Annotated in this window: 18 protein-coding genes; 10 read left to right on the top strand and 8 right to left on the bottom strand. The window is 75.4% G+C overall.

The genetic code is table 11. The features are described 5' to 3' along the window. Nucleotides 1-38: 38 nt before the first annotated feature. Together ACZ6Y7_RS11595 and ACZ6Y7_RS11590 are read left to right on the top strand one after the other, a co-directional pair. Complete coding sequence (locus ACZ6Y7_RS11595; protein WP_465757688.1) at nucleotides 39-1,133, top strand: alpha/beta hydrolase; 1,095 nt, start codon at nucleotides 39-41, stop codon at nucleotides 1,131-1,133. Nucleotides 1,134-1,294: 161 nt separating this feature from the next. Then, complete coding sequence (locus ACZ6Y7_RS11590) at nucleotides 1,295-2,335, top strand: AraC-like ligand-binding domain-containing protein (protein ID WP_465757687.1); 1,041 nt, start codon at nucleotides 1,295-1,297, stop codon at nucleotides 2,333-2,335. Between the two features lie 58 nt (nucleotides 2,336-2,393). Here ACZ6Y7_RS11590 and ACZ6Y7_RS11585 read toward each other — a convergent pair whose 3' ends face one another. Together ACZ6Y7_RS11585 and ACZ6Y7_RS11580 are read right to left on the bottom strand one after the other, a co-directional pair. Beyond that, a complete protein-coding gene (locus ACZ6Y7_RS11585) occupies nucleotides 2,394-3,410 on the bottom strand; it encodes a 2-dehydropantoate 2-reductase (protein WP_465757686.1) in 1,017 nt (338 codons plus the stop codon). A 93-nt stretch (nucleotides 3,411-3,503) separates the two neighbouring features. After that, the gene (locus ACZ6Y7_RS11580) at nucleotides 3,504-4,337 is read right to left on the bottom strand and encodes a class II aldolase/adducin family protein (protein ID WP_465757685.1); all 834 of its coding nucleotides are present in this window, start codon (nucleotides 4,335-4,337) and stop codon (nucleotides 3,504-3,506) included. Between the two features lie 93 nt (nucleotides 4,338-4,430). Between ACZ6Y7_RS11580 and ACZ6Y7_RS11575 the strand changes: the two genes are divergently transcribed. The 4 genes from ACZ6Y7_RS11575 (at nucleotide 4,431) to ACZ6Y7_RS11560 (ending at nucleotide 7,412) form a co-directional block, all read left to right on the top strand. Then, nucleotides 4,431-5,048, top strand: a complete 618-nt coding sequence (locus ACZ6Y7_RS11575) for a TetR/AcrR family transcriptional regulator (RefSeq protein WP_465757684.1) — start codon at nucleotides 4,431-4,433, stop codon at nucleotides 5,046-5,048. Between the two features lie 224 nt (nucleotides 5,049-5,272). Next, nucleotides 5,273-5,398, top strand: coding sequence for a hypothetical protein (locus tag ACZ6Y7_RS11570; protein WP_465757683.1), 126 nt, complete (start codon nucleotides 5,273-5,275; stop codon nucleotides 5,396-5,398). Next, a complete protein-coding gene (locus ACZ6Y7_RS11565) occupies nucleotides 5,395-6,867 on the top strand; it encodes a sensor histidine kinase (RefSeq protein ID WP_465757682.1) in 1,473 nt (490 codons plus the stop codon). The genes ACZ6Y7_RS11570 and ACZ6Y7_RS11565 overlap by 4 nt, the downstream gene beginning before the upstream one ends. Next, complete coding sequence (locus ACZ6Y7_RS11560; RefSeq protein ID WP_465757681.1) at nucleotides 6,864-7,412, top strand: GerMN domain-containing protein; 549 nt, start codon at nucleotides 6,864-6,866, stop codon at nucleotides 7,410-7,412. The genes ACZ6Y7_RS11565 and ACZ6Y7_RS11560 overlap by 4 nt, the downstream gene beginning before the upstream one ends. 26 nt (nucleotides 7,413-7,438) lie before the next feature. Here ACZ6Y7_RS11560 and ACZ6Y7_RS11555 read toward each other — a convergent pair whose 3' ends face one another. Continuing rightward, nucleotides 7,439-8,326, bottom strand: a complete 888-nt coding sequence (locus ACZ6Y7_RS11555) for a class I SAM-dependent methyltransferase (protein ID WP_465757680.1) — start codon at nucleotides 8,324-8,326, stop codon at nucleotides 7,439-7,441. A gap of 335 nt (nucleotides 8,327-8,661) precedes the next feature. Here ACZ6Y7_RS11555 and ACZ6Y7_RS11550 point away from each other — a divergent pair, with 335 nt between their 5' ends. From ACZ6Y7_RS11550 to ACZ6Y7_RS11535, 4 genes are all read left to right on the top strand, one after another. Next, nucleotides 8,662-9,660: an ABC transporter ATP-binding protein gene (locus tag ACZ6Y7_RS11550; RefSeq protein ID WP_465757679.1), complete on the top strand. Its 999-nt coding sequence runs from the start codon at nucleotides 8,662-8,664 to the stop codon at nucleotides 9,658-9,660. Further along, nucleotides 9,657-11,024, top strand: coding sequence for an ABC transporter permease (locus tag ACZ6Y7_RS11545; protein WP_465757678.1), 1,368 nt, complete (start codon nucleotides 9,657-9,659; stop codon nucleotides 11,022-11,024). Before ACZ6Y7_RS11550 ends, ACZ6Y7_RS11545 begins: the two co-directional genes overlap by 4 nt. A gap of 178 nt (nucleotides 11,025-11,202) precedes the next feature. Beyond that, nucleotides 11,203-13,953: a bifunctional YncE family protein/alkaline phosphatase family protein gene (locus tag ACZ6Y7_RS11540; protein ID WP_465757677.1), complete on the top strand. Its 2,751-nt coding sequence runs from the start codon at nucleotides 11,203-11,205 to the stop codon at nucleotides 13,951-13,953. 275 nt (nucleotides 13,954-14,228) lie between these two features. Continuing rightward, the gene (locus ACZ6Y7_RS11535) at nucleotides 14,229-15,908 is read left to right on the top strand and encodes a phospholipase D-like domain-containing protein (protein ID WP_465757676.1); all 1,680 of its coding nucleotides are present in this window, start codon (nucleotides 14,229-14,231) and stop codon (nucleotides 15,906-15,908) included. 303 nt (nucleotides 15,909-16,211) lie between these two features. On the opposite strand, the gene ACZ6Y7_RS11530 is transcribed toward ACZ6Y7_RS11535, so the two are convergent. The 5 genes from ACZ6Y7_RS11530 to ACZ6Y7_RS11510 form a co-directional block, all read right to left on the bottom strand. Beyond that, complete coding sequence (locus ACZ6Y7_RS11530) at nucleotides 16,212-16,946, bottom strand: L,D-transpeptidase family protein (RefSeq protein WP_465757675.1); 735 nt, start codon at nucleotides 16,944-16,946, stop codon at nucleotides 16,212-16,214. A gap of 359 nt (nucleotides 16,947-17,305) precedes the next feature. Further along, nucleotides 17,306-18,151 (bottom strand): glycosyltransferase family 2 protein, encoded by an 846-nt coding sequence (locus tag ACZ6Y7_RS11525; RefSeq protein ID WP_465757674.1) that lies wholly within the window; start codon nucleotides 18,149-18,151, stop codon nucleotides 17,306-17,308. Then, nucleotides 18,148-19,209 (bottom strand): glycosyltransferase, encoded by a 1,062-nt coding sequence (locus ACZ6Y7_RS11520; RefSeq protein WP_465757673.1) that lies wholly within the window; start codon nucleotides 19,207-19,209, stop codon nucleotides 18,148-18,150. The genes ACZ6Y7_RS11525 and ACZ6Y7_RS11520 overlap by 4 nt, the downstream gene beginning before the upstream one ends. A gap of 22 nt (nucleotides 19,210-19,231) precedes the next feature. After that, on the bottom strand, nucleotides 19,232-20,296 hold the full coding sequence (locus ACZ6Y7_RS11515; protein WP_465757672.1) for a glycosyltransferase family 4 protein: 1,065 nt from the start codon (nucleotides 20,294-20,296) through the stop codon (nucleotides 19,232-19,234). After that, entirely contained in the window at nucleotides 20,293-21,339 is a 1,047-nt protein-coding gene (locus ACZ6Y7_RS11510) for a glycosyltransferase family protein (protein ID WP_465757671.1), read from the bottom strand. Before ACZ6Y7_RS11510 ends, ACZ6Y7_RS11515 begins: the two co-directional genes overlap by 4 nt. Nucleotides 21,340-21,439: the final 100 nt, after the last annotated feature.

Below are 21,439 nucleotides of genomic sequence, written 5' to 3'. Positions count from 1 at the left end.
GAACCGCGTGCCCGTCGACCGAAGCCAGGAGCGAAGAGTTGTCCGACCCCACCCCCCAGCCCGACCGGCGACCGGTCCTCGACCGGGCGCTCCAGGAGTTCCTGGACGCCGGAGCCGGCCGGTCCGCGACGGAACTGCCGGACCTCTCCTTCCTCACGCCGCCCGATGCGCCGGCCGATGCGCCGCCCGACGGGCGCCCCGGCCGGTGCCCCGACGGCCTGTCCGCCGGGCCTTCCGGCACCCCTTCCGGCGGGCCGGCCGGCCCGCCGGACGACACGCGCGGCGCGGACCCGGACGACGACGACCCCTACGGCACCACCAGCGAATGGCTCGCCCTGCCCTGCGGACCGACCGGTCGGGTGCACGTCCAGGTGACCAGACCCGTCGGCGCCGTCGAGCCCAGCCCGGTGGTGCTGTTCCTGCCCGGCCTCGGCTGGTCGCTCGGCGACGCCGCCTGCTACGCCCGGCTGATCCGGGAGTTCGCGCTGGGCACCGACGCCGCCGTGGTCTACGTGGACTACGCCCGGGCGCCCGAGGCCCGCTACCCGGTCGCCGTCGAGCAGTGTTACGCGGCGGCCCGGTGGATCCACGCGCACGGCCACGAGATCGGACTGGAGGGGCGGCGGATGGCCGCCGTCGGCGACTCCGCGGGGGCCAACCTGGTGGCGGCGCTGACCCTGGTGGCCCGGGAGCGCGGCGGTGTGCCGCTGCTCCACCAGGTGCTGCTGTGCCCGGTGACCGACGCCGACTTCGACACGCCGTCCTACCACCGGTTCGCCACGGGGTACTTCCTGCACCGCGACCACATGCGCCGGTTCTGGGACGACTACCTGCCCGACCTTCGGCGCCGGGCGGAGGCCACCGCCGCGCCGCTGCGCGCCTCCCTGGAGCGGCTCGCCGGACTGCCGCCGGCGCTGGTGGTCACCGCCGAGGCCGACGTGCTGCGGGACGAGGGCGAGGCGTACGCGGCCAGGCTCCGGGCGGCCGGGGTGCCGGTGGTGGCGATGCGCTACCAGGGGGCCGTGCACGGCTTCCTGCTGCTCGGCGCGAGCCGCCCCACCGGCACCGCCCGCGCCGCGCTGGTCCAGGCCGTCGACACCGTGCACGTCGCCCTGCACGACCGCGCCTGGTGACCCGTTCCCACTTGCCCGTTCCCGCTGTTTCCGCCGGCCGTTCCCGCCGGCCCGTTCCCGCTGCTTCCGCCGGCCGTTCCCGCCGGCCCGTCCCCGGTGACCGTTCCCGTGCCCCGCGCTCATGACCGGCTCCGGGGCCCGAGCAGTACGGAGGAGTACCGATGTCCGTCGTTCTCGACACCGCCCGGGTGCCGTCCGCCGACCGCGCCGAGTACTGGCACGCGGCCGTCGCCCGCACCTTCATGCCGCTGGACGTGACCCTGCTCGAACCGGAGCCGGCCCCCGCGACGATCACCAGCCACCGCCTCGGCTCCCTCCAGGTCTCCCGGGTGCAGGCCGGCCCGCAGCGGGCCGAGCGCAGCGCCGGGCTGATCGCCCGCGGCGGCGAGGACCACCTCACCCTCGCGCTGCAGCACCGCGGCACCGCCCGGCTGGTCCAGGACGGCCACCGGGTGGAGCTGCGGCCGGGCACCTTCGCGATCTCCGACGCCGGGCGCCCGTTCACCAAGGAGCTGCCGGATCCGTTCGCCTTCACGGCCTTCCACTGGCCGCGCTCGGCGGTGGGCGTCTCGGAGGAGGACCTGCGGGTGCTCACCGCGACGGCCTTCGACACCCGCGAGGCCACTCCGCGGCTGGTCGCCGCGTACCTGGAGTGCCTGTCCCGCTCGGCCGACACCATGGAACCGAAGCTGGCCTCCTGGCTCGCCGTCACCGCGCTCGACCTGCTCGCGGCGCTCGCGGACGAGCGCCGCGGCCGGTTCGCCCCGGAGGCGCCCGATGCGGCGCTGGCCACGCTGGCCCGGGTGAAGGACCACATCCTGCGCCACCTGGGGGATCCGGAGCTGTCCCCGGAGCGGATCGCCGCCGCCCACTTCGTCTCGGTGCGCCACCTGCACAAGCTGTTCCGCTTCGAGGGGGTGACGGTCGCACGCTGGATCCAGCGCCAGCGGCTGGACATGTGCCGCCGGGACCTCGCCCGGCCCACCTCGGGCCGGCCGACCGTGGCCGCGGTCGCGGGCCGCTGGGGCTTCGTGAGCGCCAGTCACTTCAGCCGGGCGTTCCGGGCCGCTTACGGGGTCACCCCGCGGGAGTGGCAGGCCTGGGCGGGCACCGGCCTCACCCCGGAGGCCGTACGCCCGGCGCCGACGGAGGACGGCCCCGCGCGGGCGGTCACCCCGTCCCGGTACGGCGTCGCGGTCTGAGCCCGGCGCCGGCCGGCCTGCCGTGGCGTCCGCGCGGGCGGGTGGCGGCGCTGCCGGCTCAGGGGGAGTCGAGGGCCGCCAGGAGTTCCGGGCCCGACCAGCGGCGGGCGGTGCCCGGGGCCGCCCGCTCGGCCTCGCGGACCAGCGCAGCCAGCCGGGTGTTGGCCGGTACGGGCAGCCCGTGCCGGGCGGCGAGGGCGATCACCTCGCCCTGGAGCGAGTCGATCTCGGTCGGCCGGCCGCGCTCCAGGTCCTCCCACATCGAGGAGCGGGCGCGGGCGTCGATCCGCAGACTGGCGGCGGCCACCCGGCGGAACAGCGCGTCGGGCAGCCCGAGGACAGGCGGCATCCAGTGCGGCGGCACCGGGCCGAGGCGGGCGGGCGCGATGCCCGCCGCACGTAAGACGGCGAGCGCCTCCCGCTGGCACCGGGCGAGGCAGGCGCGGTAGGCCCGGGCGCCGAGCTGCTCGCGCAGCGGAAGGCCGGAGAGGGCGTTCACCGCGTTGTTCAGGTTCATCAGCAGCTTCGCGGCCTGCACCCCGGGCATGTCCGGGCGGAGCTCCAGCCGGAGCCCTCCGGCCCGGGCCGCCGCGGCGAACGGGCGGGCGACCGGATCCTCCTCGACCATGAGCGCACCGCCACTGCCCTGGTGGACGGCGGCCGGGCCGGTGCGCAGCACGTTGTAGGGGACCATGCCGGCGAGCACCCGCCGGCCCGGCAGCTCGTTGCGCAGCTCCTCGGGGTTGTGCAGGCCGTTCTGGAAGCTGATCACGACCGCGCCGGGTGCCAGCCGCCCGGCCAGCTCGCGGCCGGCCGCCCGGGTGTCGGCGGACTTGACGGTGACCAGCACGTAGTCCGCCGTCGCGGCGGCGGCCGCGTCGGTGGCGACGCGCAGGCCCCGCACCGCCCGCCGGGCGGGGCCGGGCCCGGTGAGCGTCAGCCCGTCCCGCTCGACGGCCGCCATCGCCGCGGGCCGGCCGATCAGCGTGACCTGCGCCGGGCCGGCCAGCATGCCCCCGAGGTGGCAGCCGATGCTGCCCGCGCCGAAGACCGCGATCCGGGGTTCCTCGTTCACTCGTGGCGTCCTTCGTGGCGGGAGAGAGGGGCGGGCGGGCAGGCGGGCGGGTGTGCGGGCGGGCCGGTGCGACCGAGTGGTCAGTCCACCAGGTCAGTCCACCAGGTCCGGATCGCTCGCGGCGATCTGCTCGAACAGCGGCTGGGCCTGGAACCAGCCGGCCAACCCGCTGCCGACCTGCCCGCGGGTGATCAGCGCGGTCTCCCGGTCGATGTGCTTCGGGGTGCCGGCCGCCATCGCGAGCAGCTGGGCCTGGCAGGAGCGCTCCATCGTGACGAACCACCACACCGCCTCGGCGACCGACCCGCCGACGGTCAGCAGCCCGTGGTTCTGCAGGATCACCGCCTTGTACGTGCCGAGCGCCGCCGCGATCCGCTTCCCCTCGTCGACCTCGTTGACCACGCCGCGGTAGTCGCTGTACAGCCCGTGGTCCTCGAAGAAGGCGCAGGCGTCCTGGGTGAGCGGGTCGAGCGCGATGCCCAGGCTGGAGAAGGCCTTGCCATGCAGCGAGTGCGCGTGGGCGGCGGCGACCGCGTCCGGGCGGGCGGCGTGCACCTGGGAGTGGATCACGAACGCGGCCCGGTTCACCGGCCGACTGCCGTGCAGCAGGGTGCCCTCGTGGTCGACCAGGACCAGGTCCGAGGCCTTGATCCTGCCGAAGGGCATCCCGAAGGGGTTCACCCAGAAGCGGTCGGGGTGCTCGGGGTCGCGCACGGTGATGTGCCCGGCCACCCCCTCGGAGAACCCGAACCGGCCGAACAGCCGGAATCCGGCCGCGAGTTGTTCCTTGCGGTACCGGCGTTCGGCGGCCGGTGAGTCGAAGCTCGGCGGCAGCGGCAGGGTGACACCGGCGGGCAGCGGACCGACGGCGGAGGCGAGCGCGGCGGGCAGCGCGGTGCCCGCGCCGGAAGGCGGTGGGGTGCTCATGGCCAGAAGATACAATGATGTATCCGATACGCCAATGGATCCGATCGACCGTTCTCACGGCCGGCGGCACTCCGACCGAACCGGGACGCCACGATGCCCAAGGGTGAGACCAAACGACGCCCGCGCACCCGCGCGGCCCTGCTCCAGGCCGCCCTGGAGACCTTCGCCGAGCACGGCTTCCGCGCCGCCACCATCGAGCAGATCTGCGAGCGGGCCGGCTACACCCGGGGCGCCTTCTACTCCAACTTCAGCAGCAAGGAGGAGCTGTTCCTCGCGCTCTTCGACGCGCACAGCGACCGGATCGTCCGCCGGATGACCGACCTGGTCGACTCGATCGCCACCGAGGACCTCACCGTGCAGGCCCTGGTCGACGTCCTCTGCGAGGTCGAGCCCGCCGAACGCGACTGGTACCTGGTCACCACCGAGTTCACCCTGCACGCCATCCGCGACCCGCAGGCCGCCTGGGTGCTCGCCCGGCACGACGCCCGGCTGCGCGCCGAACTGGCCCGCGCCCTCACCGACCACCTCGCCCGGGCCGGCCGCACCCTCACCGCCGACCCCGACGACGTCGCCCGCCTGCTGATCGCGATCCGCGAGGGCGGCCTCGCCCAGAGCTACGTCGAACCCGAACGGCTGCCGCCGGGCCGGCTCGAACAGCGCTTCCTGGCGCCCCTGCTGACGGCGCTCACCACGGACGCCCGGACGCCTTGAAGCGGGCCCTCGCGGGCGTCGCGCCGCCGTCCGGCGGGAGTCGTGCGGGTGGTCCGTGTCCGCGCCACCGCCGGCCGTCGGGTGGCGGACCGGTGAGCGCCGTGTGAGCGTTTCGCGACCAGCGGGCGGGCTCCCGCCCGCACGCGCGCCCGCTCCGCCCCGACCCGGGCCCGCAACCGTGCCCCGGGCGCATCTGCGCAGGTGGGGGCGGGATACTGGCTGCCATGGCACGGGTACAGCTGATCGAGGACGACGACTCCGCACGCGCGGCGCGGGCACCGGGCCCGCGCCGGCGGGGGGACGTCCGCCCGGCCGGGCGCGGCTCCGACGACCGGTGCGGAGCGCTGTGACCACGGAACCCCTGCCCCCGCGGCGCCTCCCGCGCACGGTCCGGCTGCGCCGCGCCGCGGCCGGCCTGCGGCCGCGGCTGCTGGTCGCCTTCGTCGCCGTCGCCGCGCTGAGCGCACTGGCCACCGCCGCGCTCACCTACCGGGCCGCCACCAACTCCACCCTCGACCTCACCCAGGACACCACCCTGGACGAGCTGCGCCGGCGCATCGACGTGCTCGCCCCGGCCCTGCCGTTCCCGCCGACCCAGGGTGAACTCGACCTCCTGGCGAGCGAGTTGTCCGGCACCGGCGGGTTCCGCGACTGGCGCGTCATGGCCGCCTACGGCACCGAGCGCTCCCAGTGGAGCCAGCCCGTCGCCGTGCCGTCCGCCCTGCAGGCCACCGTCCGCGCCGGCCACGCCGCGTTCCAGCGCTTCAGCGCCGACGGCCACCCCTGGCTCGCCGCCGGCGTCCCGGTCACCGCCGCCGCCGCGCCCGGCGCCCCCTCGGGGCTCACCGTGTACGCCGTCCTCCCGCTCGACCGCGAGCAGAGCGCCGCCGACGCCCTGCTGGCCGGCGCCGCCGGGGCCGGGGCGATCGCCGCGGTCCTCGCCGCCGGGCTCGCCCTGCTCGCCGCCCGCCAGGTCCTGCGGCCGGTGCGGGCCCTGGGCGGCGCCGCCCACGCCCTCGCCCAGGGCAAGCTCGACACCCGCCTCACCGTCACCGGGCACGACGAACTCGCCCAGCTCTCGAAGACCTTCAACCACACCGCCCGCACCCTCCAGGGCACCATCGAGGAACTGCGCGCCGTCGAATCGCAGGGCCGGCAGTTCGCCGCCGACGTCTCCCACGAACTGCGCACCCCCCTCGCCGCCATGCTCGCCGTCACCGACATCCTCGACGAGGACGCCGAACACCTCCCCCCGGACACCGCCACCGCCCTGCGCATGATCAGCACCGAGACCACCCGGCTCACCCGCCTCGTCAACGACCTCATCGAGATCTCCCGCCTCGACGCCGGCGCCGCCCCGCTGCGCACCGAGACCATCGACGCCGCCGTCGCCGTCCGCGAGACCCTCGACCTGCGCGGCTGGAGCGACCGGGTCGACCTCGACCTGCCCGCGGCCCTGCCCGCACGGCTCGACCCGCGCCGCTTCGACGTGATCGTCGCCAACCTGGTCGGCAACGCGCTGCGCCACGGGCGCCCGCCCGTCCGGCTGACCCTGCGGGAGGCCGCGGACGGCGACCTGCTGCTGACCGTCACCGACCGCGGACCGGGCATTCCGACCGCCGAACTGCCCTACCTGTTCGACCGGTTCTACAAGGCCGACAAGGCACGACGGCGCTCCGAGGGCAGCGGGCTCGGCCTCGCCATCGCCCAGGAGAACGCCCGGCTGCACGGCGGGTTCATCGAGGCCGCCAACTCCCCGCGCGGCGGCGCGGTGTTCACCCTCGTCCTGCCGCGCGGCATCCTCACGGAGGAGAAGTGACCAGAGGAGACGTCGCCGGAGGAGCACGGGTGGGCGCGGAGGCGGCCGGCGCCGCGGTGTCCCTCCGAGGCCGCCTGCTCCCCGTCGCCGCGGCCGTGGTGCTGCTGACGGCCTCCGGCTGCTCGATCGCGACCACCGACCCGGTGAAGAGCGGGCGGCCCGCCACCGGCGTCAAGCCCGGCACCCGGCTGTACTTCCTCGACCAGCACGGCATCCGGCTGACCATCCGGCCGGGCGCCCAACGCCAGGGCCTGCAGCAGACCCTGGACACCCTGGTGGCCGGGCCCGACCGGTCCGAGGCGCACTCCGGGCTGTACAGCGAGCTGCCGGCGGGCGGCCGGGTCCAGGCGAGCGCCGTGCCCGGCTCCATCACGCTGCGGCTGTCCTGGCCCGCGGCCTCGCTGTCCGCCGCCGCCATCCAGCAGCTGGTCTGCACCGCCGAGGACGCCCCCGCGCAGAGCGGGGCCGTCCCGAAGGTCGCCATCGTCAGCAGTGACGCGCCGTCCGCGATCCAGCAGCCCTGCGACCTGCACCGCGAGGGCTGACCGGGTCGCCCTCCCCGGTGCCGAGGTCAGGCCGGGCGGCGGCCCCAGGCGGTGACCATGCCGGGGGAGAGCTCGGCCAGCTCGGGTGAGGACAGGTACTCCAGGGCCCGGTCGAGTCCGCCCGGCGCCAGGGCGGGTCCGCCGTCCGGCGCGACGGCGGCCTCCAGGGCTTCGCGCATGCTGAGCCAGGTGGAGCGCCAGAACGCGGTGACGGGCGCGTCGGGGGTCAGCGGCGGCACGTGCAACTCCGCGCCGACCTCCCGCAGCCCCAAGCCCCGCAGGAGGTGCGGGTAGCGCGCCACCCAGCCGGTGTCCGTGCCGATCCGTTCGCGCAGGACCTGCCACATGGCCGCCATGGCCCGCCGGTAGACGGGCTCCGGCGAGTCGGCCGTGGTCAGGTCGACGGCGTCGCCGACCACCAGCCAGCCGCCCGGCGCCACCCAGTCGGCAAGCCGGGCCAGCACCTCGGCGTGCTGCGGGAGGTGCATCAGGACGAACCGGCAGTGGACCAGGTCGAAGCGGCCGGGCGCCAGCGACGGGTCGGTGAGGTCGGCGGCCGTCGTGCGGAGCCGGCCGGTCGGGCGGGCGTTCACGAAACGCGGGTCGCGGTCGAGCGCCAGCACCTCGTCCACCCCGGCCTCCTCGGCCAGCCAGCGGCTGATCGTCCCGGTGCCGGCGCCCACGTCGAGGCAGCGCCAGCCCGGACCGACGCCCAACGCGGTCAGCCGGGCGCGGCTCACCGCGTCGTAGGCCAGGGCGCCGTAGTCGATGCGCTCGCCCTCGCCCGTCCCGTCCGGGGCGAAGAGGTCCGTTCCGTACTGCCCGTCCTCCGGGCCGGACGGCGTCCGGGACGGCGGGGGCGGGGGAGTCGGGGGAGCCGGGGACGTCGGGGGATCAGTGGGAAGTTCGGGCACAGGGGCTCCTCCGGCCGTCGGCGAACCGACAGCAGTCCCCTCCGCGGTGATCGTCAAACGCTCGCCCGGCCGAGCCGACCCGAACGGCTCCGTCAGAGCCGCCATCCGCGCAGGCTGTTCCGGGTGACGGTCGGCAGCCGGCCCTCGCCCGGGTCCCGCACGGCCGCGATCCGGCCGCCCAGCCGCTCTCACCCGGCCACCCGCCGTCGCCGTCCAGGTGGTCTCGGCCACCGGGCGGCTGCTGTTCCCCCGGTGTTCAACCGCCTTCCACCGCGTGCTCCGGACGGCGCCCCGTCAACGCCCTAGCGTCCCGGGGGGACTGGCGGGAAGGGCCTATGAACGACAAGCAACCGGCCGTACGCGCACGCGGGTTGACGAAGTGCTTCGGTGACGTCGTGGCACTCGACGGGGTCGGGCTGGAGGTGGCGCCCGGGCGGATCCACGGGCTGGCCGGGCCGAACGGCGCCGGGAAGACGACGCTGCTCGGGCTGCTGCTGGGGCTGGCCGTCGCCGACGGCGGCGCCGTGGAGGTGCTGGGCCGGCCGGTCGGGCGGGCGTCGGCGCCGGACGGGGTGGCCGGGTTCGTGGACGGCCCCGGGCTGTACCCGTCGCTGACCGCGCGCCGGAACCTGACCGCACTGGCGGCACTGCGCCGCCCGGGCGTGCGACCCGGCCGGATCGACGAGGTGCTGGCCGAGGTCGGGCTGACGGAGGTCGCCGACGACCGGGTGCGCGGCTTCTCGCTGGGCATGCGCCAGCGCCTCGGACTGGCCGCGGCGCTGCTCACGGACCCGCGGCTGCTGGTGCTCGACGAGCCGTCCAACGGGCTGGACCCGGCGGGCAAGCAGCACGTGCACCGCGCGCTGCGCCGGCTCGCGGCCGACGGGGTCTCGGTGGTGCTGTCCAGCCACCGGATGGACGACCTCGAGGCGCTGTGCGACGAGGTGACGATCCTCGCCACCGGACGGGTCCGCTACTCCGGCCCGCTGGGCGGACTGGCGGACGAGCGCCGGGAGTCGGACCACCGCCTGCTGACCTCCGACCCGTCGACCGCCCGCCGGGTGGCCGCCGGATCCGCCGGGGTGCGCACCGTGGCGGAGGCCGCGGCCTGGCGCGGGTCCGAGGCGCTGGTGGTGCGCGCCTCGGGCCCGGCCGTCGAGGAGCTGGTGGCGGCGCTGGTGCGCGCCGGGGTACGGGTGCGCGAAGTCGCCCCCGCGGTCCCGCCGTTGGAGGCCGCCTACCTGGCCCTGACCGGCCGGCAGGAGCACCAGGAGCACGAGGAGCCGCAGGAGCACCAGGACGAGCGGGAGCAGCCGAGGGCGGGGGAGCGATGAGGACGGCCACGCGCGCAGAGACCGGGGCCGCCGACGCGCCCCGGGGGCCGGCCGGCCGGACGCCGGTCGGCCGGGTGTACCGCTTCGAGCTGGTCAAGCTCGTCTCGCAGTGGCGGATCCGCCTCCTGGTCCTGGCCTGCTGGACCGCGCCCGGACTCTTCGTGGCCGCGGTGGCCCAGCAGGGGACGCTGCCGTCCGACACGCTGTTCGGCCGCTGGATGCACACCACCGGCTGGGCCGGCCCGCTGGTGGTGCTGGGCTTCGCGGGCACCTGGGCGCTGCCGCTGCTGACCTCCGTGGTCGCGGGTGACGTCTTCGCCGCCGAGGACCGGCTCGGCACCTGGCGGCACCTGCTGGTGACGGTCCGCTCCCCACGCCGGATCTTCGCGGCGAAGGCGTTGGCCGGCGCCACGGTGATCGTGCTGCTGGTGGCCGGGCTGGTGGCGTCGAGCACGGCCGGCGGGCTGGCCGCGGTCGGCGACGAACCGCTGGTCGGGGTGGACGGGCACCTGCTGGCGCCGTCGGACGCGGCCGGCAGCGTGCTGCTGGCGTGGGGGTGCGCGGTGGCGCCGACGTTGGCGCTGGCAGCGCTCGGGCTGCTCGGCTCCGTCCTGCTGGGGCGCTCGCCGATGGGTCTGCTCGTGCCGGCGCTGGCGGCGGTCGCGATGCAGCTGGCGCAGATGCTGCCGCTGCCGGTGGCGCTGCGCCTGGCGCTGCCCGGCTACGCCTTCGTCTCCTGGAACGGTCTGTTCGCGGATCCGGCGCGGCTCGACGAGCTGCTGATCGCGGTCACGGTCAGCCTGCTCTGGGCCGCAGTGGCGACCGGGGCGGCCTACCGGCTGTTCGTCCGGCGGGACTTCACCACCGGCAGCGAGGACGGCGCGGGCCGCCGCGCGCTCGCCGCCGGGCTGCTGCCGCTGGCCGGACTTCTGGCGCTGACCGCGGGGGCGGTGGCCGCGGCCGCGCCCTCGACGGGCTCGGGGATCTCGCAGGCGAAGGTGCAGCGTTCGGTCGCCACCGCGTTCGCGCACCTCTACCGGCTGCAGACCGAGCAGTTGCACCGCCCAGCCGTCACCGAGGAGCAGCTGCGGGTCTCGGCGGCCTGCGACCGGGGTGCCGGCCGGACCGACCCGGTGGGGCCGGGCAACGACTGGCGCTGCGTCGTCACCTGGCACCTGCCCGGCACGGACGCGCCGGGCACGGCGATCTACCAGCTGGACGTCGCCTCGGACGGACGGCTGACGGCCGACGGCGACGGTCCGAAGGAGGTGAACGGCTACTTCCTGGTGCACACCCCGGCCGGGGACGCCCCCAACCCGCTCTGGCAGTTCGACGGCCAGGTCGACCTGCTCTCCTCCTCCTGAACCGCAAGCCCCGGTCCGAAGCCACAAGCCCAGCTAAGAAAGCCGCGAGCCACGGTCCGAAGCGCAAGCCCCGGTCCGAGCCGGAAACCCCGCCCCTCTCCCGCACGAGCGCAGCCAACCCCCGCAGGCACCCAGCCGCCTCACCGAGGCGGCCTCCACGCAAGGAAGGGATGACGCCATGCAGGTGACGCGTCGTCGACGTCCCCAGCAGGAGCACTTCGTCCTCCTCGGCCGACGGGTGGGCCGTCGCGCCACGCTCGCCACGGCCTGCATCACGGCGGTGGCCGTGGCGACGGGCACCGCCGTCGCGACCACCCAGCCGTTCGGTGCGGACCGGGTCGGCCAGGTCACCGCCGACGGCCAGGTCATCTCCAGCGACCAGTACCTCGCCCCGTACGGCACCCGCTCGGTGATCGACGACGGCAAGCTGATGGGGTCCGCGGTCAGCCCGGACGGCGCGCACCTGGCCGCCTCGGTGGCCGACGGCGACGCCGCGCTGGTCGTGGTGGACCTGAACACCGGCACGGTGCGCCAGCGCGTCGGCACCGCCGCGGTGGACGACCTGCGCATCCCCAGCGGCGCGGTCGGCCAGGAGTCGCCGGTCTACTCCCCGGACGGCAAGCAGCTGTGGCTGGGCCGGCCCGACGGCTACACCAGGTTCACGGTGAACGCCGACGGGACGCTGGCGAACCCGGTGGCGGTGCCGATCGCGGCCGACGGGGACAAGCAGGCGCTGGCCTCCGGCGCGGTGTTCTCGGCGGACGGTTCGACGCTCTACGCGGCGGTCAACGGCCAGAACCGGGTGGTCGCGATCGACACGGCGAGCGGCGCGGTCCGGCACAGCTGGACGGTGGGCAACGCACCGCGCGGGGTCGCGCTGGTCGGCCACAGGCTGTACGTCGGCAACGAGGGCGGGCGCGCGGCCACGGACGAGGACGACACGCTCAACTCCTACGGCACGCAGGTGCCGGCCGACCCGGACACCGGTGCCACGACCACCGGCACGGTCAGCGTGATCGACCTCACCGACCCGGCGGCCGCCGTCGGCTCGATCACCGTCGGCCTGCACCCGACGGCGCTGTACGCCAAGAACGGGACGCTGTTCGTCGCCGACACCGGCGGTGACTCGGTGTCGGTCGTCGACACCCGGCGCGACGAGGTCGTCCAGACCGTCTCCACCAAGCCGTGGCCGGAGGCCTCGGTCGGTTACGAGCCCACCGCGGTGACGCTCACCGACGACGGCCGGCTGCTGGTCACCCTGGGCCGGGCCAACGCGGTGGCCGTCTACCGCTTCGCCGGCGCGCAGGAGCCGGTGAGCTACGTGGGCCTGCTGCCGACGGACTACTTCCCGGCGGAGATCGCCGCCGTCGGCTCGAAGGTGGTGGTCTCCAACACCCGGGGCATCGACGCGCGGCGGCCCGACGCCACCGGCGCGTACAAGACCCACGGCACCACCTCCAGCCTGACCTGGTTCACCCTGCCGAACGACCGGGAGGTGCGCGCCCGGACCGCGACGGTGTTCCGCCAGAACGGCTGGACCGACGGCGCCGTCAGGACGGCGAACGGCCACCGGGCGAAGCCAGTCCCGGTGCCGGACCGGATCGGCGACCCGTCCCCGATCAAGCACGTCTTCCTGATCGTCAAGGAGAACCGGACCTACGACCAGGTCTTCGGTGACGTCCAGAAGGGCAACGGCGATCCGCGGCTGGCCCAGTTCGGCACCAACGTGACGCCCAACCAGCACGCGCTGGCCGAGCAGTTCGGGCTCTACGACAACACCTACGACATCGGCACCAACTCCGCCGAGGGCCACAACTGGCTGATGCAGGCGGACGATCCGGAGTACACCGAGTCCTCGGCCGGCGAGTACGCGCGCAGCTACGACACCGAGGACGACGCCCTGGGCCACCAGCGGACGGGCTTCCTGTGGACGGGCGCGCAGGCGGCGGGCCGCTCGGTGCGCGACTTCGGGGAGTTCCACCAGTTCCTGACCAAGCCCGAGGGCGCGAGCTGGCAGAACCTGTACTGCGACGCCGAGTCGATGGACGCGACGGGTGAGGAGAGCGCCTACACGCTGAGCTCCTCCTCGCCGATCCCCTCGCTGAACAGCGTCTCGGTGCCCGGCTTCCCCAAGTTCGACACCAGCGTGCCGGACCTGTACCGCTACCAGATCTGGAAGCAGGACTTCGAGCGCAACGGCCCGGCCGACCTCAACATGCTGTGGCTGTCCAGCGACCACACCGGTGGGCCGGCGAGCCCGGCCGCGCAGGTCGCCGACAACGACCTGGCGGTCGGGAAGATCGTCGACGAGATCTCGCACAGCGAGTACTGGAAGGACTCGGCGGTCTTCGTCGTCGAGGACGACTCCCAGGCCGGCCTCGACCACGTGGACGGCCACCGCGCCCCGATCCAGATCATCAGCCCCTGGGCGCAGCGCGGGGCCGTCGACAGCCGCTACTACTCGCAGATCACCGTGGTCCGCACCATCGAGCAGATCCTCGGGATCCGCCCGATGAACCAGAAGGACAGCGCGGCCAGCCCGATGGCCACGGCCTTCACCGACCGGCCGGACTACACGCCGTTCACCGCCGTGCCCAACCGGACCTCGCTGACGGACGGCCTGAAGACGCCGCCCGCCTGCGGCGTCGACGTGCCGGCGGCGCAGGACCCGCGCGCGGCCGCGGCGCCGGCCACGACCGCGCCGCCCGCCGCGCAGCAGGCCGTCGCGGCCGCGTGGGAGGCCTGGAAGGCGCAGCAGCGGCTGACCGGCCCGACCGCGGCACCTGACCGTGCGAACCCGGCGCAGATGGACCACCTGGTCTGGTACCAGACGCACAACTGGACCACCCCGTACCCGGGGGAGTCGGTGATCCATGCGCCGGAGGACGTGCCCGGCGCGTACCTGCCCGCCGCCGAGAACGACGGCTGATCGGCGGGCCGACCGCCCGCTGCCCGCTGCCCGCTGCCTGACCGCCGACCGGCGACGGCTGGTCGGCGGCCGGGTCCTGTCGGAAAATCCACGATCGTGCCCCGGGCTGGTGTCAACTCCGGCCCGGGGCGCGATCGTTCGCGCCACTGGCGGCGCCCGGGCCGGAGTCGCGGAGCCCGTCTTGGCGCGATCCTGACATCACATCAGGTTACCCTTGAGTAATCCATTGGTGTCGCCCGGGTGAACACCCCCGGCCTGTCATGAAGGACCCGTACGTGCTCCGTCACCAGCCCCGCCGTTCCGGCCGCCGACTCGCCGGTACGGCGCTGGCCCTCGCCACCGCCGTCTGCGCGCTGCCCGTCGCCCCCGCGTTCGCCGAACCGGCACCCGCGCCCGCCCCGGCCACCGGGACGGCCACCGCCCCGGCCGACGCCACCCCGTACCTGGACGCGGTGGAGCGCACGCTGCGCCAGGTGTCGCCGGGCCTGGAGGGCACGGTGTGGCAGCGCACGGCGGGCAACCGGCTCGACGCGCCGGCCGACGACCCGGGCGGCTGGCTGCTGCAGACTCCCGGCTGCTGGGGCGACCCCTCCTGCACCGAGCGCACCGGCACCCGCCGACTGCTCGACACGATGCGCGAGAACATCTCCCGGGCCACCCGGACCGTGGACATCTCGACCCTCGCACCCTTCCCGGAGGGCGCCTTCCAGGACGCCATCGCGGACGGCCTCAAGGCGTCGGTGGCCGCCGGGCACACTCCCCACGTGCGGGTCCTCGCCGGGGCCGCGCCGCTGTACAACATCACCGCGCTCCCGTCGAAGTACCGGGACGACCTGGTGGCCAAGCTCGGCTCCGCCGCCGACCGCGTCACCATCGAGGTCGCCTCGATGACCACCGCCAAGACCGCGTTCTCCTGGAACCACTCGAAGCTGCTGGTCGTCGACGGGCAGAGCGTCATCACGGGCGGGATCAACGACTGGAAGAACGACTACCTCGACACCGCCCACCCGGTCACCGACGTCGACCTCGCCCTGACCGGCCCGGCCGCCGCCTCCGCCGGCGCCTACCTGGACACCCTCTGGGACTGGACCTGCCGCAACACGGGCGTGCTCTCGGCCGCCTGGTTCGCCTCCACCCACGGCGCCGCCTGCACCCCCGACCTGGAGAAGCGCGCCAACCCGACGGCCGACCAGGCGCCCGCCACCGGCGGACAGCAGGTGATCGCCGTCGGCGGCCTCGGCGTCGGCATCCGCGACAAGGACCGCAGCTCCGCCTACCGCCCGGCGCCGGTGCCCACCGCCGACGACCTCAGGTGCGGCCCGATCGGCCTGCACGACAACACCAACGCCGACCGGGACTACGAGACCGTCAACCCGGAGGAGAGCGCCCTTCGCGCGCTGATCGCCGGCGCGGGCAGCCGCATCGACATCTCCCAGCAGGACGTGACCGGCACCTGCCCGCCGCTGCCCCGCTACGACGCGCGGCTCTTCGACCTGCTCGCGGCCAAGATGGCCGAGGGCGTGAAGGTCCGCATCGTGGTCAGCGACCCGGGCAACCGGGGCACCGTCGGCAGCGGCGGCTACTCGCAGATCAAGTCCCTGAACGAGATCAGCGACACCCTCGCCGCCCGCCTCACCACCCGCCTGGGCGACCCGGCCCGGGCCAAGGCGACCATGTGCCAGAACCTCCAGCTCGCCCCGTTCCGCGCCGCCCCCACCGCGACCTGGGCCGACGGCCACCCGTACGCCCTGCACCACAAGCTGGTCTCGGTCGACGGAGCCGCCTTCTTCATCGGCTCCAAGAACCTCTACCCGGCCTGGCTGCAGGACTTCGGCTACGTGGTCGAGAACCGCACCGCCGCGGCGCAGCTCGACGAGCGGCTGCTCGCCCCGCAGTGGCAGTACTCCCAGGCCGCCGCGACCTACGACTACGCCCGCGGCCTCTGCCAGGGCTGACACCGGCCGCCGGCCCCGCCCGGGGCCGGCACCCCGGATCCAGCGCGCCCGCAGGACCGGATCCGGGGCCCCGGCTGCCGCCGACACCCCGCCCGGCCCTCCAGGCCTCCGGCACGGCACACGCCGTCCGGATGGCCTCCCGGGTGGCCTCCCACGTGGCACACCCGAGCCCGGCCGCGGTCCCGCTCCGCGAGCCCGGGGCCCGGAGGCCGGGCGCCTCGCCGCCGAGGCCTGCGGCGCCCGCCACTCCGGCCTGCTGCCCGCCGCCGGAGCCCGGCCGCGGTCCCGCTCCGCGCCGTCGTCCTAGCCGATCGCGATCACCGGGTGGTCGGCGGGGTCGATCCAGCGCATCGTCCGGGTCATGAAGGCGGCGGGAACGGCGACGCAGCCGCCGGTGGCGTCGGCCCCGGTGCCGAGGTCGTGGAGGAAGATCCCGGCGCCGCGGCCCTTCACCACGGGGGCGGTGTTGAAGTCGATGACCAGGACGTTGTCGTACTGGACCGGGTGGTCCACCAGGTGCTCGCTGCCCAGCGGGCCCTGCTCGGTGAGGTGGAAGCCGCCCTCGGTGTCGGTGCGCATCCGGTTGTAGTAGGCGGAGGAGGGGTCCTGGACCCACCAATCGTGCGTGGTGACGCGGTGGTAGGGCATCCGCGTGCCCGGGTCGGGGGCGATGCCGAAGGCCTGGGTGAGGGTGTAGGTGCCGGTGGGCGTGGTGCCGGTGCCCTGGACGCGGGTGAGGCCGTCGCGGAGTCCGCCGTACCCGATCCGCGCCTCGGACGTGGATTCGACGGGCCGCCAGGCGCCGTCCCGCCGGTCCCACAGCGTCACGGCGGCGCGGGTGCCCTCGGCCTTGACCGTGATGACCTGCCGGGCCGTGCCGGGCGCCACCGGTACCGGGAACGGGCCTCGGGCGGCCTGCGCGCCGTGGGCGGGGGCCGCACCGGCCGCCGTGACGGCGATGCCGAGCGCGACGGCCAGCGCCGCGCAGCGGCCGGCCGGGCCAGGGCGGGTGGCGGGGAGTCTCGGGGAGACGGTCATCGAGGGTCCTTTCCGGTGCGGACGGGGAAGTGGGCGAGGGCGTGGTCTGCGAGGCGGACGCGGAGGCGCACGGCGTGCGGCGGCCGGGGCGCCGCATCCCCCGGACCGGCGGGCCGTCAGAACCGCGGCTCACCGCACTCCGCAGCCGCGCCGCCACCTCCGCGAGGGGATGGTGTCCGGACACCCAGCATGGCGGCACGTGCGCCGCTCCGCTTCCGGCCGACGCCGACGTGGGCCACCCGGGCCACCCGGGCCGCGTTGGCCACGCGGGGCCGGACAACGCACCGACGTCCCGTCCCACCCGGCAACCCCGGGGTGGCCGCTGCACGGCCGGTCCAGCCGGCCGGTGGTCCGCCCCGCTAGCCGGCCGTCCGGGTCCACACCCCCGTACGGGTCTCCAGGCGGGCCATGCCCAGCGCCTCGAAGGCCCGCAGCCACCCCTGCATCGGCCACCACCCCCAGCGCCGGTGGAAGAGGGCGGCGTTGCGGAGGATGCTGTCCAGGTGCCGCACCGGCGGGTCCTCCACGGCGTGGTACTGGTGGAAGGCGGTGGCGCCGCCCGTCCAGTAGAGGGGGACGCCCGACCGGCGCAGGAGCTGGCCGAAGTCGGTGTCCTCGCCGCCGTATCCGGTGTAGTCCTCGCAGAATCCCCCGACCGTGCGCCAGGTCCGTGCGGTGAGGGCGAACGAGAGGGACCAGAACAGCAGGTAGTCCTCGTCCCCGCCGAGGAGCACGTGGCCGGGGCGGGGAGCCGGGCGGGCCGGATGGGGGCGCGCCAGGTCCGCGAGCCCGGTCGCGGGGTAGCCGTCCGCCGGGGCGGGCGGCAGGTAGGCGACCGGCCCGCAGTGCACCCCCGCGCCGCCGGTGAGGGCGAGCGAGCGGGTGTAGCGCTGCAGCAATCCGGCGGACGGGATGCAGTCCACGTCGAGGAACACGAGGACCTCGGCGCCTTCGCGCAGCGCACGGCGGGCGCCCCGGTTGCGGGCCGCGGCGAGCGGAAGGCCCGTCCCGGCCTCCGCCGCCAGGTGAGTGATCAGGGGCTGCGGCGCCGGCGCCGGGAGCCCGTCGGCGATGTGCGGGTCGTTCATGGCGACCACCACGTACGTGTCGGCCGGCAGCGAGCTGTCGGCCAGGGCCTCGTGCTGCCGGCGCAGATGCCGGTGGCGGCCGTGTGCCAGCGTGATGACGGCGGTTCGCACGGTCATGCCGGGGCGGGGGTGCGGTCGGAGGCCAGGCGTTCGATGGCGCGGGCGGCGCGCTCGGCCCCGTCGCCGGGGGCGTACCGGGCCCAGTTGCGCCCGTCGTGGGCAGCGGCCCGGGTCAGCAGGCCGGGCCACCGCTCCGGTGCGGGCCAGCCGTCGGGGACCGCCACGGCGAGTCCGGCGCGCTGGAGCGCTCGTGCGGTGGCGTGCTGTTCGCGGAACGGCCGGTCCTGCGGAAGGACGATGGTGGGGCGGCGGGCGGCGGCGCATTCGGCGATCGCGTTCTGTCCGCCGTGGGTGACGATCACTTCGGCGGAGGTGAGGACGGGCCAGGGATCGGGCGTCCAGCCGGCCGGCCCGCCGAGGATCTGCCAGTGCCAGTCCGGGGTGGCGTCGCGGGCGGCGTCGATCTGCGCCTCGGTGATGTCGTGGCCGCCGGCGCCGAGCATCAGGAGCACGGTGCGGGGTCGGTGCGGGTGGTGCTGCGTGCGGTGGTCGAAGCGGGAGAAGCCGCCGGTCCAGACGGTCTTCTTCGTCCAGTGGTCCGGCCAGCCGGGCTCGGGGAGGGCGGCCGGCCAGGGGGCGAGGAGGGCGTCGGCGATGTCGTAGCCCAGTTCGTGGGCGGGGTCGCGGCGGTCGCCGCGCATGGCGACGGCGACCACGGGGACGCCCAGCAGCCGGGCGAGCAGCGTGATCTCGACCGAGACGTCGCTGACGAGGAGCGTCGGTCGCCGGCGCTCGATCCAGGCGGAGACCGCCGACATCCGGGCGCGGAGTCCGCCGTGGTGGACGGGGACCCAGTGCAGGCGCCCCCGGGCGGTGGCGTCCTCGAAGCACGCCGCCGCGTCGTCGGCACACGCGGGCGCGTCGTCGGCGCGTACGGGCGGGTCGTCGGAGCGCGCGGGCGTGTCGTCGCGCGGCAGCTCCACCCACTCCGCCTCCCAGTGGTCGGGGCGCCCGAGCGAGGAGAGGACGGTGACCGGCGTCGAGCAGTGCTCGGCGACGGCGAGGGCCCGGTGGAGGTGTCCGCGGCCCTGGTGGTGGACGTAGTAGCCGATCATCCGGAGGCCTCCGTGGTGCCGGTCATGGGGTCAGCTCCCGGTACAGCCGTTCGTAGCGGTCGATCATCGCGGTGACGGAGCAGTGCTGTTCGGCCCGCCGCCGGGCTTCGGCCCGGGCGAGTCCGGTGGTGGTGGCGATCGCCCGGGCCATGGCGGTGGTGTCGTCCGCGGGCACGAGGCTGCCGCAGCCGGGGGTGAGGATCTCGGGGAGGGCGCCGCGGGCGAACGCGCAGACGGGGGTCCCGCAGGCCAGTGATTCCGCGACCACCAAGCCGTACGGCTCGTCCCAGCAGGGGGTCACCAGCGTCGCGCTCGCCCGGCCGATCAGGCGGGCGAGCGCGCGTTGGGGCAGGTGGCCGAGGTAGCGCGCGCCGTTGCCCAGGCGGGGGCGGACGGCCTGCTCGAAGTAGCGGCGGTCGCTGATGGGCCCGGCGATGAGCACGCTGCGGTTCGCGGTGTGCGCGGCGTCCAGGGCCAGGTGCGGCCCCTTCTCGGGGACGATCCGCCCCGACCACACCAGCGGGCCGCCGCCGGGCCCCGGTGTCCACCGGGCGGTGTCGACGCCGTTGGGCACCACGGTCGCGCCGTCGACGACGTGGGCCCAGGACCGCGCCGTGTGCTCGCTCACGGCGGTGAACGTGACCGGGCACCGGGCGGGCGCCTCGATCGCGGACTCCAGCCAGGGGGTCGGGGGAGTGTGCAGGGTCGTCACCACGGGCATGGGCAGCGCCGAGGCCATCGCGACCGGGAGGTGGTGCAGGCTGTTGTTGTGGACGAGGTCGAAGCCGTCGACCCCGTCGGCCAGCCGGAGCATCAGCTGCAGGTAGGCGTGGTGCTCGGTCATCCACTCCGCGGACGGCATGCTCCGGTCCGAGCGGGCCGCATCGCTCAGGACCGGCCGGCGGACCGGAAGTTCGTCGACACCGAGCGAGGCGTCCGAACCGGGCGCGGCGAAGAGCGTGACACGGTGGCCGCGCCGGGTCAGCCCGCGGGCCAGGGCCCAGGTCTGCGCCTCCAGACCGCCGGCGAAGGGCTCGCGGATCGGGAAGCGGATCGAGGCGACCAGCGCGATGCGCAGCGCTCTCATGGCATGACGGCCCGGTAGATGCCGTAGTGGCTGCGCGCGAGCTGCTCGCGTTCCGCCGCCCGTCGGGCCGGCGCGGCCCGCCACCGGGGCCGACGGCGATGGGCGGTCGTGACCGCCGCTGCCAGGGATCCGGCGTCAAGACCGCCGCGGTCGTGCCGGTAGGTCAGGCAGGGGCGCTGTTGGGCGTAGTAGCCGCAGCTGGGCGCGCACACCGGAGTGCCCAGGTCGTAGCAGGCCTCCAGCCAGCCCGAGTGCGTGCCGAACCGGTAGGGCAGGACCGACAGGTCGAGGCCGGAGAGGTAGTCCCACAGCTGGTCGTCGTCGAAGTAGTCGTGCACGTGGAGGTCGAGCAGCCGCTGCTCCGCGAGCTCCCGCAGTCGGGGCAGGACGGCGGGGGAGTACCAGTGGCTGCCCGGGTCCTCCACCTCCGGATGGATGTCGACCCGAAGCCGCGCGTCCGGGAGGCCGGCCACCGTCTCGGCCAGCACCTCGACCACGGGCAGGACCGCCATGTTCGGCCGGATGCTCTTGGCGTGGAGGCCGACCGTGAACACCTCGTGCCGCTCCCGCGGAAGCGCCAGCTCGGGCGGGTCGACGACGTGCGGGTGCGGCAGGACGGTGGCCGGGCGCCGCCAGCACCCGGCGACGGCCCGGGCAGCGCCCGGGGTCAGGGTGATGAGGTGGTCGGCGGCGGGGATGAGCACGTCGAGCTGGCGCCGGTGGGGGCCCGGGTCCTCGTGGTGGGGGTTCTCCAGGTCGTGGACCGTGTACACCAGCGGCTTCGCCTGCCGGCCGAGTTCCCCGACCAGATCCGCCAGCTCCTCCGGGGTCTGGGCGTCGAATCCGAAGTGCAGGTGGAAGACGTCGAACTCGTCGGCGTGCGCGCGGATCCAGGCCGGATCGAGCATGACCGGAGGCCACCAGCGCTGCGACCCGCTGGGCGCGCCGCACGGCCGCGGGTCCGTCAACCGCTCCACCGGCCAGCGGCCGTCCACGGACCCGAGGTGCCGGACGTAGACGTGGCCCGCCGGGACGGAGGCCACGCGGATGGTCTCGACTCCGGTTCCGCGGTGCCCGCTACCGGGTGTCTCCGTGCGGCTGGTGGTCGGGGGCAGCACAGCCGTCACCTCTCGTCGGGGATCA

The sequence above is a fragment of the Kitasatospora sp. NPDC053308 genome (assembly GCF_055585785.1).
Note: the sequence above shows the minus strand (reverse complement) of the source record. Positions and strands in the feature narration are given on the sequence as shown.